The following is a 13,486-nucleotide window of genomic DNA, read 5'->3' on the forward strand; positions in this document are numbered from 1 at the left end:
CCGGCACGCTTGAATCACATCCCGAGGTAGGCGCGCTTGACTGTTGGATCGCTGATCAGCACATTATGCTTGCCCTCGAGAACCGCCCTTCCCGACTGAAGCACGTAACCATAGTCGCAATTCTCAAGCGCCTCGGCCACGCGCTGCTCCACCAACAAGACCGAAATCTTGTTTTCCCGGTAAATCGTTTCGATTTTTTCAAAGATTGCATCGGCGATGGCCGGCGCCAGCCCCATGGACGGTTCGTCGAACATCAGCAATTTGGGCCTTGCCGCCAAACCCCGGCCTATCGCCACCATTTGCTGCTCGCCGCCGGACAGCGTTCCCGCAAATTGCCCGCGCCGCTCGAACAGCCGGGGAAACAGCGCATAGATCTGCTCCAGGCTGTGCGCCCAGTTGTCGCGGGCGTCTTTGCTGCAAGCGCCCATTTCGAGGTTTTCAAGCACGGTCAGGCTCTTGAATACCTGCCGGCCCTCCGGCACATGGGCAATGCCCAGAAGCGCGCGGCGCGACGCCGGCACATCGGCAAGATCCTGACCCTGGAAGGTGATCCTGCCCGAGTCTATCGGCACTGTGCCGGAAATCGCCTTGAACAACGTCGTCTTGCCGGCCCCATTGGGGCCCACGACGGCGACAAACTGGTTTTCGCCGACTTTGGCGCTGACCTGATGCAGCGCTTTGAGCCCGCCGTAAGATACGGATAAATTCTCAACGCTTAGCATGAGCGCTCCATTTCTTGCCCAGATAGGCATCAATCACGGCTTGTTCGCTGGTGACAGTGGCGGGATCGCCTATCGCCAGGACGGTTCCATGGTCAAGCACGAGAAGCCGATCGGCCAGGCGGACCATGGCATGCATCGTATGTTCGATGATGACGATTGTTATGCCCTCGTCCTGGATGCCCTGAATGGCATGCATCATGAGCTCGACCTCGTCGGCTCCGAGTCCCGCCAGGATCTCATCGAGCAACAGGACCTTGGGCCGCGATGCCAGGGCGCGCGCCAGTTCCATCAAGCGCAGCTGTATGGTCGACAAACCGCCTGCCAGCGATTCCGAATTGGCCTCGAGGCCTACCCGGGCCACCGCGTCGCGCGCATAGGCATAAGCCTTCTCGTCGCCCGGCTCGCCGGCGAATGCGCCCACCACCACATTCTGCAGAACGCTCAGATTGGCGAAGGGCCGCGCCACCTGGAATGTGCGGGCAATGCCGATTCTGCAGATCTCGTGGGGCCGGAGGCCGACAATATCCCGCCCCTCATGGATGACGCTGCCTTCCGATACCGGAATGATGCCATTTATCAAATTGAACAATGTGGTCTTGCCGGCGCCATTGGGACCTATGATGCCCAGGATCTCGCCCCGGTAGACGTCGAAGGATACATTCTGGACCGCCGCGAGGCCGCCGAACGATTTGGACACCCCCTTGGCCGACAGGGCAATATCATTGCCGCGCGGCGATGCCGTCCTCTTGAGCGCTTTTTCCGGCGGCGCCATGGGAGGGAGGGCATCGGAAGTCGTTCCGGCCCCCCGCTGGCGCTTGAAAAAGGCCAATGCCTTGAACAATATCCCCTCGGGCGCCATGATGACGACGAGGACGATGGCCAGGCCATAGACGACGCCTTGTATGCCAGGCAGCTTGTCACCCAGTTGGGCGCTCAGGTACTCGCTGATCGGCACCAGCGTAATGGCGCCGATCACGGGGCCCGCAACGGTGCCCACGCCGCCGAACAAGGCGAAAATCACTGCCTGCGCCGATATGAGCGGACCAAAGACCGCCGGCGGCGAAACAATCAGCAGCACCACCGCATATAGGCCGCCCGCGGCGCCGGCTATGCCCGCGGACAACACCAGCGCCATCAGCTTCCAATTGAAGGGATTGATCCCCGAAGCATCGGCGGCCAGTTCGTTCTGTTTGATGGCCAGCAGCGACAAGCCGAAACGCGACTTGCTGATGCGCAGGCTGATGAGCAGGGCAATGATCAGCAGCGCGATCGCCAGCACAACGTAGCAGCGGGTATCGGAAAACTGCATATAGGCCCACGGCGCCTCGCGCCGCATCGGAATCGCGACCTCCTGATAGCCCAGCCATTCAAACACATAGAGCAGCGCCAGCGGATAGGCCAGCATGGCCAGGCCGAAATAATGGCCGCGGAGCCGGAAAGTCAGCGCGCCGATCAATGCGCCGGCCATGGCCCCTACCGCGGTGGCTATCGGAATGCCCATCCATGGAGAAATGGCGAGCTTCTCGGACAGCAGCGCCACCGTATAGGCGCCCAGCCCGAAAAATGCGGCGTGCCCGAACGAAACCAGGCCGGAGTAGCCGCTGAAGATATTCCATGACACGCCCAGCGTGGCCCAGATCGGCACGATCGTGAGCATCAGAAGATAATACGGATTGCTTACCGAGAAGGAGACGGCTAGATACAGCGCCGCCAGGATAATGATTCGGAAGGTCGCGCTTCTATCGCGCCAGAAAATTGCATTAAGCACGATCTACGGACCTCCCGAAAAGCCCCTGGGGACGCAAGAGAATAATGAGCAGAAAAACGACGAAAATCGCCGCGTTCTGCAGTTGCACCGGCAGCACGATGGCCGACAGCTGCTGCACCAGCCCGATCGTGAGCCCCCCCCAGAATGCGCCGGCTATGCTGCCTATGCCGCCAAGCACCACGCCCGCGAACATGATCACGATGAACTCGATGCCGACATATGGATGAAACGGAAAATTGACGGCAATCAATCCCCCGCCGATGGCGGTAATGGCCGCGCCCAGGCCAAAGGCGTAACGGTGCGATTTTCCGACGTCAATGCCCATATATGTGGCCGCCTCCGGGTTGTCGGCCGCGGCGCGCAACATTTTCCCGGTTCGCGAACGGGTGATGAACAGCGCCACCACCAGGACCACCACCACGGTCGCCAAAAAAGAGACTGTGCGCCCCTTGTTCAGGAAGACGCTGATATCGTCGCCCAGCAGCGGTCCGATTTCCCAGGCGCTCGAGGTAAGCGAGGTCTGGATGGTCCTCGCGCCCGAGCCGAACAGGATGAGCGCGCCGTTTTGCAGGATCAGCGACAAGCCCAATGTCAGCGTCAATTGCTGGTAGTGCCCATCACCGTCGCTGCCGGCGGCGCGCGTGCCTGTCACCCTGGCCAGCAACAGGGGATGAAGCATGGCCGCAAACGCATACAACAGGACGCCGGCCAGCAATGCGCTGACGACGGGCCCCAACACGGGACCGATGGCCGCATTGAGGCCGAACTGGGTAAAGATGAACAAGGAGGCGTACATCCCCAGCATCAGGAATTCCCCTTGGGCGAAATTGATGACGCGCATTACGCCGAAAATCATTCCCAGGCCCGCGCAAAGCAGGCCATAGACCCCTCCGACGACAATTCCGGTAAGAAGGGCCTGAAGAATATTTTCCACAATGATCAAACTAGGGTCCATCCGCCACTCCGATAATTTTTATGTTCCAGGATTGGATCTCGCGAAAGCCGCGGCCTGCTTCCCGGCCTGGAGCCGCGGGTAGCCGATAAATCAGCGGCTCTCCGGAGAGGATTCCAGATACTGCGCAAGCAATGAGTTGAACTGCCTGGCCGCTTCGTATGCCACCCAATGCCCCGCGCCGGGCACGACGTGGAAGGTCGCCCCGGGGCAGAGAGACCGGATAAAGCGCTCGCGCTCTTCGATATGCGGATACGCCACCGCGTCCAGCTCTCCCCAGATGACATTCAGCCGCTTGGGCGGACAGGACCGCAGCACGCGGGCCAGCGCGTCGGTATTCGCGACCTTGCGGCTGCGCACGCGCGACCGCAGCGTGTTCCTCTGCTGGATCTCCAGCGCCAGCGCGTCGAGGTTCTCGGGATGCGCGATCATCAAGCGCAGCAAGTTGGTCCTGTGTATCGCGCGCAATTGATCCGGAGGCAAATCCGGCGTCCAGCCCAGGAGTTCAATGCGGGGGCGGGCCAGGCCAAGCGCGCCGGGCCCGGCCAGGGTGAGCGAACGGACCTGAGGCCCAAGCCGCGCCGCGACATACCCCGCCACCAGCGCGCCGAACGAAAACCCCACCAGATCGAATGGCGTTCTTTCAACAATCAGTTGTTCGAGCCCGGAGGCGACGATGGCAGCGATGCCGTCAGGCACGTCGCCGGTGAAATCGCTGGAGTCGCCCAAGCCGGGAAGATCCGGAACGAGGACCGTGCGCGTCGCGGCAAAGGCCGGTATGCTGCGGATCCAATGCAGCCATGATCCATGGCCTCCGTGCAGCAATACCAGCAGCGGCCCCGAACCCCAGCTGCGCCATGTCATCTGCCCGCCGGCGCAAGGCGTGGCAACGCGCCGGCATGACGCCTCGAGCCGCTCGATCACCGCGCCCGGATGAAGCAATGGTTCTTCGGAAAAAGGCATTTCCATCGCAGTCATGCAGGCACGAAGCGCAGCAGCGACACGCTCTCGGCTACATGCTCGAATACGGCGCGCATGGGCAGGCCCATATGCACGTCATCAGGAATATCGCAGCCGAAATTGCTCAAGACGAGGGGTCCCTCTTCCAGCTGGACCAGGCAAACGTCGTAGGGCAGCTCCGCGCGGTAGCCATCCCAATAAGCGCGATGGAAACGCACCCAGGAAACCAGCGTCGCACGCCCGCTCACCACTTCCCAAAGCTGGTCGTCGGACAGGCATACGGGACATACCTCGCAAGCCGGGAAATGGCGGTCGCCGCAGCTTTGGCAGCGCTGGACGGACAACTGGCGGGCCCATGCGAAATCCCAGTACGGTTTGGTCAGCGGATCCAGGACTGGCAAAGGCTTGTCATAGGGGATGCTCGTCATAATCAGCCCTTCGTATAAATAATGGAACGTGTGCAAGGCGTGGCCGCCACATACTGGACCACTTCGCAGCCGGGCACCTGCCGGGCGCCGCATTCCCCGCGGATCTGCCGCACCGCTTCGACATTCAGCGCCCAGCCTTGCATATAGGAATTGGAAAGATGGCCGCCATCAGTGTTGGTTGGCAGCTTGCCGTTCAGCCCCAGCGTCCCGCCTTCGACAAAAGAGCCCGATTCGCCTCTTGCGCAATAGCCCAGCCCTTCGAGGCTGAACAGCACCGTGGCGCTGAAGTTGTCGTAGCACATGAAGGCGTCGACATCGCTGCATCCCAAGCCCGCCATTCCATACGCCTGCGCGCCCGCATCGCTGATTTCGCTGTACCAGAAATCCGCGTCGAAATTCGATATTGAGCTGCGCTGGAAACCATCGCGCGCGCCCACCCCGGAAATCAATACAGGGGGCTTTGCGAGATCGCGCGCGCGCTCCGCCGTCGTCATGATCATGCAGACGGCTCCGTCGTTTATCAGGCAATAGTCCAGCAAGCCGAACGGCTCGACAATGCGGCGGGCCGTTTCATGGTCATCGATCGTGATCGGCTTTTGCATGACCGCATCCGGATTGAGCATGGCATTATTGCGGAATGCCACGGACACCTCGCCAAGCTGCCGCGTCGTCGTGCCATAGCGCTGCATATGCATGCGGAACATCAAGGCGTGCGCGGCGCCGGGCGACGTAAAGCCCCAGGGGTCCCATATGCTGGCGCTGTCCTCGCCCCCATAGCTCACCCTGCGCGAGCGGCCGATGTTGGTATAGATCAGCGCGACATACTTGGCGGCGCCGGTCTCGAGCGCCATCATGGCCTCGATGATGGACATGCCCGACATGCGGCCATGCCCCGGCAGGCTGATGGTCCACGAAGGATTCAGGCCCAGGACTTCGCCCATCCGCGCATAGTAGGGAACGCGGCAGCATACCAGGCCATCGATCTGGTTCTTGTCCAGGCCGCAATCCGCGATTGCCGACTTGAAGGCTTGAGCTCCGAGCCCATAGTCGCTTTTATCGGGGAAGTCGCCGTATTTTGTATTGCCCACCCCCACGACGGCAATCTTGTTTTTCAGCGCGCGGAAATCATTCATATTTGCCCTTTGCATATCCAGTGACGGTTGACGCTTTCAATCGAGTCCGCTCCGGCGGTCAAGGAAGCTGCGCGCCGCTTGGCCCGACAAACACCGAGTACAGGCAGGAAGCCGTCGTCACAAACAGGCGGCTGCCTTTCCGGCCGCCAAAAGTCAGGTTGCTGACCACCTCGGGGAAGCGGATTTTTCCTATCAGTTCGCCGTCCGGGGCGTAGCAATGAATGCCGTCGCCCGCGCTCGTCCACACCTGCCCTTCCGTATCGACACGAAAGCCGTCGGAAACGCCCGGATCGATATCGGCGAAAACCCGCGGATTCTTAAGCCGCTTGCCGTCGACTTCCCACGCCATGATGTGATGCGGCCCGTCCTGCTGATGAGAAATCCCGGTATCCGCCACATAGAGTATTTTCTCGTCGGGCGAAAACGCCAGGCCGTTCGGCTTGACCATTGCGCCTGTGGCGATGTTGAGCTCCCCGGTTCCGGGGTCGAAGCAAAACACATTGTTGGCGCCGAGTTCGCTTTCGGACTTGTCGCCGGTGTAGTTGCTGAGAATGCCGTAGGGCGGGTCGGTGAACCAGATGGTATCGTCCGAACGCACCACCAGGTCATTGGGCGAATTCAGACGCTTGCCTTCATAGCTGTCGACCAGCGTGGTAATGGTGCCGTCATATTCCGTGCGCGTGATGCGGCGCGAACCGCTTTCGCACGTCACGAGTCTTCCCTGGCGATCGCGGGTGTTCCCGTTCGAGAAATGAGAGGGGTAGCGGTAGGTGGTCACGCCCCCGCCCTCGACCCAGCGCAGAATGCAATTGTTCGGTATATCGCTGAACAGCAGGTAATCGCCATCGGCAAAATAAACGGGGCCTTCCGCCCAGCGCATGCCCGAATGCAACAGCTCTATCCTTGATGCCGCCACAAGACTGGGCCTGAAACGCTGGTAGTTGATTATCTCGAAATCCGGGCTCATTTACGTTCGTCTCCAGTAGTTTTCCATATCCGCACATGCTTCGTGAAAAACGAATAATGCATGATATTTTATATTTTATATAAAAGTCAACCGATTAAATCGGCGGACTATGCCGTCCACGGAGGCAGCGGACCTTGAGAACGCCATCGCCATGGCCGCAAAACCTGTCTTTTCATTTTTAAATTGATGCATTGTATAATATATAAATTATTACCCAGAACGCGCTCAAGAAGCCTGCGCTTGGCCCGAAAATCCTCACTTGAAAGGCAACCATGTCCCACGTCCCTGAATCCAATCCCGCTCAATCAGTCGACACCAACAAACCAGGCATGCTGGCGGGAGTCCGGGTTATCGAAGTCGCAGACGAACTCGGCGAATATTGCGGCTTGCTGCTCAGCGGCCTGGGCGCCGAGGTAATAAAGGTCGAATCGCCCAGCGGCAGCCCGACCCGCAAGATCGGGCCGTTCGCGGACGATGAATGCGATCCGGAAAAATCGCTGTTCTTCTGGGCGTACAACCGGGGCAAGCGCTCTATCGTCCTGGAAATGGACACCGACGAGGGAAGGCGGGTGTTCATGCAGCTGGTCGGCAGCGCCGATGTATTGCTCGACAGCACTTGCGGGCGGCTCATGTCTGAGCTCAAGCCCGAACAGCCGCTGAACGAGCTATTCCCATCATTGATAAGCGCGCGCATCACCCCCTTTGGCGACAGCGGGCCGTGGAAGGACTTCAAGAGCTCCGATCTGATTCATCTGGCGCTTGGCGGCGTGATGATGAACTGCGGCTATGACATGGACGCGGATGGAAACTATGAGCTGCCGCCAATCGCCCCGCAAGTCTGGCACGCCTATCACATAACCGCCGAGCAAACGGCGGTCGGCATTCTGGCAGCGCTGATGCACAGGCAAAAAACCGGCGAAGGCCAGGATCTGTCCTGCGCCGTGCATGAAGCGGTGTCCAAGAACACTGAACTCGATCTGATGTCGTGGGTAATGCGCCATGCTGAACTCTACAGGCAGACATCGCGCCACGCCGTCGAATCTCCCAACCCAATGCCTAATATCAGCGCGACCAGGGATGGGCGCTGGAACATGGCCTGGGGCGTATCCGCGCGCGACAAGGCAAAGCTGGTGCCCTTTCTCGATCGCTATGGCATGGCTTCCGACCTCAAGGCGCCCCCCGAGAACGCGGATATGCTTGCACGCAACACTCCCGGCTCGGCCGCCATGGACGAGGAATCGGTGCATACGCTGAACGTGATTCAGGAATTCATTGCGTCTTACGACTACAAGGATTTACCCTGGCACGAGGCGCAAGACGCCGGCCTGCTGTGGGCGCCCGTACGCAAGCCCCACGAGAATGCGCAGGACGAACACTGGCTGCTGCGCCATTCATTCAGCGACATCGAGCACCCGGAGCTCGGGCGCAGCTTCCGCTATCCGACCAGCAAATGGCTGAGTACGGCGACTGCATGGCAGGTCGGCCAGCGCGCTCCATTGCTGGGCGAACATACACAGGAAGTGAAGGCATTGGCGGGCCGGGGCCAAACGACGGCAGCCGGCAAGGCGCTTCCAGCCGCGGCCGCCGCGCCCTCGCCCAAGCTGTCCGCGCGCGGCCGTCCGTTTCCACTGCAGGGAATCCGGATTCTCGACTTCTCCTGGTTTCTCGCATCGGCGGGAGGCACTCGCTTTCTCGCGGCGCTGGGCGCGGAAAGCATCAAAGTGGAATGGAAGGAAAACCCGGACACCCGCCTGGCGGCCATGGCGCCCGTTGGCGGGCGGGCCGCCAGGCAGGCCGCGACGGGCCCCATTCCGGGCGTCGCCGATCCGGACATGGGCGGCCAGTTCAACAACAAGAACGCCGGCAAGCGCGGCATGTCGCTCAACATCCGCCACCCCAAGGGGCTGGCGATCGCAAAAGCGCTGGTAAGTCAGTCCGACATCGTGGCCGAAGGGTTCTCGCCGGGGGTCTTGCAGCGGCTGGGGCTCGGCTATGACGTCCTGAAGTCCATAAAACCCGACATCATCTACGTGCAGCAGTCGGGAATGGGCAGCATAGGAAAATACGGACGCTTCCGGACGGTCGGCCCGGTGGCTGCGTCGTTCGCGGGGACGACGGAAATGTCGGGACTGCCCGATCCGCTGCCACCGGCCGGATGGGGCTATTCCTATCTCGACTGGGTCGGGGCTTATGGTTTCGCCCTCGCGGCGATGGGCGCGCTATATCACCGCGAACGCACCGGCGAGGGCCAATGGATAGACTCGTCGCAGTGTGAAGCCGGGATTTTCCAAACCGCGACCGCCATACTCGACTGGTCGGCCAATGACCGCATCTGGACGCGCTATGGCAATCGTTCGCCGCACAAGCCAGCCGCGCCGCATGGCGCCTATCGCTGCGCGGGCAAGGACCGGTGGATCGCGATCGCCTGCTTCGACGAAGAGGACTGGGCAGCCCTGCTGCGCGTGTCCGGCATGGCGGAACTGAATTTCGACCCGCGTTTCAATACGCTTGCGGCGCGGCTGGAAAACCAGGACGCCCTGGACGCGGCGATTGGTTCCTGGACGGAAAGACAAGAGGCTTTCCATTGCATGCATCAGCTGCAGGCGGCGGGAGTGGCGGCCGGCGTCTGCCAAACCGCGGCCGACCGCTGCGATCGCGACCCCCAGCTGGCCCACCTGGAATGGCTCACCGAGGTGAGCGGCAGCAAGATCGGCCGCTGGCCGGTTATAGAATTTCCCGTAAAGCTGAGCAAGACGCCGGCATATAGCGGCGGCCCTATCGACCGCGGCGCCCCTTGTTATGGGGAAGACAACGAGCACGTATTATCCGTGATGCTGGGGTACTCCGCAGCCGAGATCGCCGACCTGCAAGAGCAGGGGGTCATTTGAAAATTACTTGCCGGCTTGCTTGAGCTTTTTGCGCAATTCGTCGGCGTAGCACTTCTTGAACTTGCGATGCCCGCTTTCGATGTGAGCCTGGAGCGCCCGTACCACCGTTTTGGCATCGCCGGTTTTCAAGGCGTCGAGAATGATCTGATGCTCGTCCACCACGTCGGCAGGACGATTAGGCATGGCCGCCAGCATTTCGAAAGGATATTTCGCCCATACAATCCGGACAAAATGCAGCGTCTGAGGCTGATCGGCTATTTCATACAAACGAAAATGCAAGCGGAAATTGCTTCGGCGATGGGCGAGCATATCGTTGGCCTTCAATGCCGCTTTCATTTCATCATTGATACGGGCCAGTGATTTTATGTGTTCCGCCGTGATGCGCTTGGCCGCTATGCGCGCCAGCCGGAGTTCGAGTTCGAGGCGCAATTCGTACAATTCCTCGACCTGCTCCAGCACCAGAGGCGCGACTACCGCGCCACGGTGCGAAGCCCCATGCACGTAGCCCTCGGCCTCCAGAAGTTTCAAGGCCTCTCTGACGGGAGTGATCGAAAGATTGAACATTTTGGCGATTTCCGCCTGCCTCAGCTTTTGTCCACGCTGGAAGAAGCCGGCCAGAATGCCTTCCCGGAGAAACTCGGTAACCTGATTTTCCTTGGTCTTGAACGCACCCCCGCGAGTCAGTTCGCCGTCCATGCCAAACTCAAAGCTCTGGAGCCCTTCGGTCGGATTCATATATCTAATGGATGCCTTTAGTATTTATCTGAATTATATTATATTTTATCTTTTGTCAGCCCATTATAAGGGCCTTCCATAAAGGCGCTTGCAGACCATGCAACGCCCCGCAGGATGAACGCAGCGGCGGAACAATTTGACGGCCAGCCAACACCCGGGGCCGCGCAAATTCGACACGCGAAGACTGCGCATCCCAACCTTGCCTACCCGGAGACTGTTATTGCTTCCCCTGATTTTTTGCCACGCCAGCCTGACCCTTCGCCGGCGCCTCACACCCCTGTGCGCCCCGATTGGCTTGCCTTGCGACGAGAAGACATCCTCGACCCCGGGCTGCCCATCATTGACGCGCACCACCACCTATGGGAGTTTCCCGAGAAATCATACGGCTGCTCCGACCTGCTGGCGGATATAGGGCAGGGACACAACATCACCGCAACGGTCTTTATCGAGTGCAAGACCGGCTATCGGACCAGCGGCGCGGAATCGCTACGCCCTGTCGGCGAAATCGAATTCGCGCGCTCGCAGGGAGAGCGCGCAGGGGGAGCCATCGATATTTGCGCGGGAATAGTCGGATACGCCGATTTGCGCCTGGGAGCGGCGGTAGTGCCCGCGCTTCAGGCCCAGCAAGCCGCCGCGGGCGGCCGGCTGCGCGGCATCCGCAATATCACCGTCTGGCATGCGGATCCATCGCTGCGATTATCGGCGAGCCGGCCGCCCGCCGGCGTATTGTCGGACCCCATGTTCCGAATGGGATTCCGCCACCTGGCGCCCATGGGATTGAGCTTCGACGCATGGCTGGTCCATACCCAGCTCGATGAACTGCGCGCCCTGGCGCTCGATTTTCCCGGTACGCCTATCGTGCTGAACCATCTAGGCGGCCCTATCGCCATTGGTCCCTACACGGGACGACGCCAGGATGTCTTCATGGCGTGGCGCGGCGCCTTGGAAAGACTTGCCGGCTGCCCCAACGTCTTCATGAAAATAGGAGGATTCGGGATGCCGCTGTTCGGGTTCGAATTCCATCGCTTGCCAGTCCCGCCCAGCTCGGTACAGATAGCCGCCGCCGTACGGCCTTATGCCGAAACCTGCCTAGAGTTGTTCGGCGCCGGCCGCTGTATGTTCGAAAGCAACTTTCCAGTCGACAAGGGCAGCTTCGATTACTCCATTCTATGGAACGCTTTCAAACGCCTCGCGGCAGGCGCCTCGGCCACGGAGACCGCCTCGTTGTTTCACGACACCGCCGCCGACTTCTACGGCCTGGCTGGCGACCAACGCAGCCCCGTTCCTGCCGCTCGATGAGCCTGGCCAGGGGCTCGCATCGGCGGCCGCCGATGCGATAGGCGCCAAACCGCGCATCGGCTTGGCGCCCGGCGGCTCAGTCCGCAGGAAAGTCCGCCGCAATTCCAGCGTCTCTCCAGGCTTCGACCTCGGCGAGGCGCGTGGACAGGGAGCGCGTTACCGCGTCGACGCCCCTCGCGCCAAGCACGAAATGCCGCGGCGGATCGTCGCTTTCGTAGGCCTGGATGATAGCCTGGGCAGCGCGGGCGGGGTCCCCCGCTTGTTTACCGCTGTTCTGCACGGCGCTTTGCATCCGGGCGCCGGCCGTCGCGGCGTAGTCCTCGATGCGATTCGGCGTCTGGACCAGCGACCGCCCCGCCCAGTCCGTGCGGAATGGCCCCGGTTCGATGCAGGTGACTGCAATGCCTAGCGGCCTACACTCGGCCGCGAGCGCATCCGACCAGCCTTCGATGGCATGCTTGCTGGCGGCGTAATAGCCCGATCCCTGATACCCGATAAAGCCGGCCACCGACGTTATGTTGATCACGTGCCCTTTGCGCCGCGCGCGCATGCCGGCCAGCACTGCCCGGGTCACCGCGAACAGGCCGAACACGTTTACATCGAATTGCGCGCGGATTTTCGCTTCCTCGCCCTCTTCCACGGAAGCTTGGTAGCCATAGCCCGCGTTGTTGACCAGCACGTCGATCCGGCCAAAACGTTGTTCGGCGGCCGCCACGGCGGCGGCGATCTGGCCGGGGTCGGTGACGTCCAGGTCCAGCGCCAGCGCGCGGTCCGGCGCATCGGCCACGAGATCGGCGATCCGTGCGCTATCGCGCGCGGTGGCGACCAGGCGCCAGCCGCGCGCCAGCACGAGCCTGGACAGCTCCTTGCCGAAGCCGCTGGAACAGCCCGTAATAAACCATACAGGGGTAGACAACGATTCCATCGGATATCTTCCTTATGAATGCGCGCCGAAAACCGGCGCTACTTCCGCGCAACTGGCAGAACATTTTTCGAAACACGGACCCAGCCCGTTTCAATATGATCGATCATTGCCGCGACCGCCGCTTTCTTGTCGCCGGCCTCGAGCTTGCGGATGATCTCGCCGTGCTCCTGCTGAAGGTGCTTGAAACGGACAGCTTGATCATCGTGGAAATTGAACGGGTATTTGGCCCACAATACGCGCACGAACTGCAGCGTCTGCGGGCGATCGGCGATTTCATAGAGGTAAAAATGGAACCGGACATTGGCCACCCGCACGGGATAGACTTCGCGCTCTTTGACCAGCTTGCTCAGTTGGCGATGCATCTCGCGCAATTCCTCGATCTGAGCCTTCGTGATCCGCGCCACGGCCCTCTCTACCAGGTCCCGTTCCAGCAGAACACGCAACTCGAAGATCTCCCGGGCATTCTCGGGATCGATATCGGGCACCGACAGGCCCTTGTGCGGCACGCTGGCAACGAAACCCTCCATTTCAAGCACTTTCAGGGCTTCGCGCACCGGCGTGATCGATACCCCCAGTTCAGCCGCAATATCGGCCTGCTTCAACTTGTCGCCTCGCCCATATTCGCCCGAGATGATCCGTTCGCGCAGCCGCTCCGCCACCTGATCCAGCTTCGTTAGAAAAATCATATGTATCCCAGTAGTTATAATCC

General features: G+C 60.8%; 12 protein-coding genes. 2 read left to right on the plus strand and 10 right to left on the minus strand.

The features are described from left to right. Positions 1 to 14: 14 nt before the first annotated feature. The 7 genes from BUB23_RS05425 to BUB23_RS05455 all read right to left on the minus strand — a co-directional run bounded on the left by BUB23_RS05425 (position 15) and on the right by BUB23_RS05455 (position 6,930). Entirely contained in the window at positions 15 to 722 is a 708-nt protein-coding gene (locus tag BUB23_RS05425) for an ABC transporter ATP-binding protein (protein ID WP_073102059.1), read from the minus strand. Next, complete coding sequence (locus tag BUB23_RS05430) at positions 709 to 2,490, minus strand: branched-chain amino acid ABC transporter ATP-binding protein/permease (protein WP_245801167.1); 1,782 nt, start codon at positions 2,488 to 2,490, stop codon at positions 709 to 711. The genes BUB23_RS05425 and BUB23_RS05430 overlap by 14 nt, the downstream gene beginning before the upstream one ends. After that, complete coding sequence (locus tag BUB23_RS05435) at positions 2,483 to 3,445, minus strand: branched-chain amino acid ABC transporter permease (protein ID WP_218598872.1); 963 nt, start codon at positions 3,443 to 3,445, stop codon at positions 2,483 to 2,485. Before BUB23_RS05435 ends, BUB23_RS05430 begins: the two co-directional genes overlap by 8 nt. 90 nt (positions 3,446 to 3,535) lie before the next feature. Then, positions 3,536 to 4,405 (minus strand): alpha/beta fold hydrolase, encoded by an 870-nt coding sequence (locus tag BUB23_RS05440; RefSeq protein WP_073102201.1) that lies wholly within the window; start codon positions 4,403 to 4,405, stop codon positions 3,536 to 3,538. Positions 4,406 to 4,416: 11 nt separating this feature from the next. After that, the gene (locus tag BUB23_RS05445) at positions 4,417 to 4,830 is read right to left on the minus strand and encodes a Zn-ribbon domain-containing OB-fold protein (RefSeq protein ID WP_073102060.1); all 414 of its coding nucleotides are present in this window, start codon (positions 4,828 to 4,830) and stop codon (positions 4,417 to 4,419) included. A gap of 2 nt (positions 4,831 to 4,832) precedes the next feature. Beyond that, positions 4,833 to 5,963, minus strand: a complete 1,131-nt coding sequence (locus tag BUB23_RS05450; protein WP_245801168.1) for a thiolase family protein — start codon at positions 5,961 to 5,963, stop codon at positions 4,833 to 4,835. A gap of 58 nt (positions 5,964 to 6,021) precedes the next feature. Next, positions 6,022 to 6,930: an SMP-30/gluconolactonase/LRE family protein gene (locus BUB23_RS05455; protein WP_073102062.1), complete on the minus strand. Its 909-nt coding sequence runs from the start codon at positions 6,928 to 6,930 to the stop codon at positions 6,022 to 6,024. A 272-nt stretch (positions 6,931 to 7,202) separates the two neighbouring features. Between BUB23_RS05455 and BUB23_RS05460 the strand changes: the two genes are divergently transcribed. Beyond that, positions 7,203 to 9,818, plus strand: a complete 2,616-nt coding sequence (locus BUB23_RS05460) for a CaiB/BaiF CoA transferase family protein (RefSeq protein ID WP_245801169.1) — start codon at positions 7,203 to 7,205, stop codon at positions 9,816 to 9,818. A 3-nt stretch (positions 9,819 to 9,821) separates the two neighbouring features. On the opposite strand, the gene BUB23_RS05465 is transcribed toward BUB23_RS05460, so the two are convergent. Further along, positions 9,822 to 10,553, minus strand: coding sequence for a GntR family transcriptional regulator (locus tag BUB23_RS05465; protein ID WP_084135775.1), 732 nt, complete (start codon positions 10,551 to 10,553; stop codon positions 9,822 to 9,824). A 300-nt stretch (positions 10,554 to 10,853) separates the two neighbouring features. Here BUB23_RS05465 and BUB23_RS05470 point away from each other — a divergent pair, with 300 nt between their 5' ends. Beyond that, positions 10,854 to 11,852 (plus strand): amidohydrolase family protein, encoded by a 999-nt coding sequence (locus tag BUB23_RS05470; RefSeq protein ID WP_245801170.1) that lies wholly within the window; start codon positions 10,854 to 10,856, stop codon positions 11,850 to 11,852. 76 nt (positions 11,853 to 11,928) lie between these two features. Here the strand turns inward: BUB23_RS05470 and BUB23_RS05475 are convergent, their stop codons facing one another. Together BUB23_RS05475 and BUB23_RS05480 are read right to left on the minus strand one after the other, a co-directional pair. After that, positions 11,929 to 12,777, minus strand: coding sequence for an oxidoreductase (locus BUB23_RS05475; RefSeq protein WP_073102065.1), 849 nt, complete (start codon positions 12,775 to 12,777; stop codon positions 11,929 to 11,931). A gap of 38 nt (positions 12,778 to 12,815) precedes the next feature. Continuing rightward, complete coding sequence (locus BUB23_RS05480) at positions 12,816 to 13,436, minus strand: GntR family transcriptional regulator (RefSeq protein ID WP_245801171.1); 621 nt, start codon at positions 13,434 to 13,436, stop codon at positions 12,816 to 12,818. Between the last annotated feature and the right edge of the window lie 50 nt (positions 13,437 to 13,486).

Origin of the sequence: Pollutimonas bauzanensis (assembly GCF_900129885.1) — a bacterium.
In the GTDB taxonomy this organism is placed as follows: domain Bacteria; phylum Pseudomonadota; class Gammaproteobacteria; order Burkholderiales; family Burkholderiaceae_B; genus Pollutimonas; species Pollutimonas bauzanensis.